Annotated in this window: 2 protein-coding genes and 1 pseudogene; all 3 read left to right on the forward strand. The window is 69.7% G+C overall.

Annotation, left to right across the window (positions count from 1 at the left end; translation table 11 throughout):
- A partial coding sequence (locus ACOADB_RS10610) for an alpha/beta fold hydrolase (protein ID WP_378598005.1) occupies positions 1–181 on the forward strand: 181 nt, incomplete at its 5' end.
- Positions 178–1077, forward strand: coding sequence for an iron-dependent extradiol dioxygenase HsaC (gene hsaC / locus ACOADB_RS10615; RefSeq protein ID WP_378598007.1), 900 nt, complete (start codon positions 178–180; stop codon positions 1075–1077). The genes ACOADB_RS10610 and hsaC, both read left to right, overlap by 4 nt.
- Before the next feature lie 35 nt (positions 1078–1112).
- A pseudogene (locus ACOADB_RS10620) lies at positions 1113–1345 on the forward strand (hypothetical protein); the annotation flags it as partial.

A 1345-nucleotide genomic window follows, 5' to 3' on the forward strand; every position in this document is an offset into this window, starting at 1 on the left:
GGGCCGCGAGGACCGGGTCAACCCGCTCGATGGCGCCCTGGTCGCCCTCAAGCAGATCCCGAAGGCCCAGCTCCACGTCTTCCCGAACTGCGGCCACTGGGCGCAGATCGAGGCGGCCGAGGAGTTCGCCGAGATCTGCACCGCGTTCCTGTCCCGCCACACGGAGAGGCCTCCCGCATGACGATCGACATCAAGTCCATGGGCTACATCCGGGTCGCCAGCACCGACCTGCCCGCATGGTCGAAGTTCGCCGGCAAGGTCCTCGGCCTGGCCGAGGGACGAGGCCCGAACCCGGATCACCAGTACTGGCGGATCGACGAGGTGTCGGCCCGCATCGTGGTGTTCCCGTCCGACGTCGACCAGCTCGACTGCACCGGCTGGGAGCTCGCCGACCACCAGGCCCTGCAGGCGGCGCGCGAGCACCTGCAGAAGGCCGGGGTCGAGTTCGAGGACGGCACCCGCGAGGAGCTCGCCGAGCGCCGCGTCCAGGAGCTCGTCCGGTTCCGCGACCCGTGGGACAACGTGTTCGAGCTGTACCACGGCATCACCTACGAATCGCGGCCCGTCGTGACGCCGTACGCCGCCAGCTTCGTCACGGGCGACCAGGGACTCGGCCACATCGTGGTGCCCGTGCTCGACGACGTGGAGGCGCTGCGGTTCTACACCGAGGTCCTCGGCTTCCGGTTGCGTGACTCGATGAGCATGCCCGGCGAGTTCGTGGGCAAGGAGGCCGGCAGCAAGGTCTGGCTGCGCTTCCTGGGCATCAACCCGCGCCACCACTCCCTGGCCTTCCTGCCGATGCCGAACGCCAGCAAGTGCGTCCACGTGATGCTCGAGGTCGACGAGCTCGACGACGTCGGGCGCGCCCTCGAGCGTGTCCGCAAGCACGGCGCACCGTTGTCGGCGACGCTCGGACGCCACATGAACGACGAGATGGTCTCGTTCTACGTGAAGTCTCCCGGCGGGTTCGACATCGAGTTCGGCACCGACGGCATGACCGTCGACGACCAGCGCTGGGTTGCCCGTGAGTCGACCGCGGTCTCGTACTGGGGCCACGACTTCGGCGGCGGGCACTGAGCGCCGGCGGGACCGGGATCGCTACCGTGGGCGCCGTGCCGGCACCGAATGATCCCCCGCTCGGGGACGACATCCCCGAGGGGATCAGCGCCGACGCGCGGGCGACCTGGCCCCATCCCGAACTGATCCAGTCCTGGCTCGGCGACGCCGACGTCGACTTCGAGCTGCGTCCCGGCGAGGAAGTCGCCGTCCACGACGACCCGCAGGCGCAGGCGGCTGCCCGGCAGTTCCGTGACGTTCTCGGGTGCTTCGCCTCCGGCATCACGGT

Origin of the sequence: Nocardioides sp. CPCC 206348 (assembly GCF_048654705.1) — a bacterium.
Classification (GTDB): domain Bacteria; phylum Actinomycetota; class Actinomycetes; order Propionibacteriales; family Nocardioidaceae; genus Nocardioides.

Excerpts from the sequence above, each read along its gene's own strand:
- hsaC (WP_378598007.1), top strand. The coding sequence starts at position 178 with ATGACGATCGACATCAAGTCCATGGGCTACATCCGGGTCGCCAGCACC.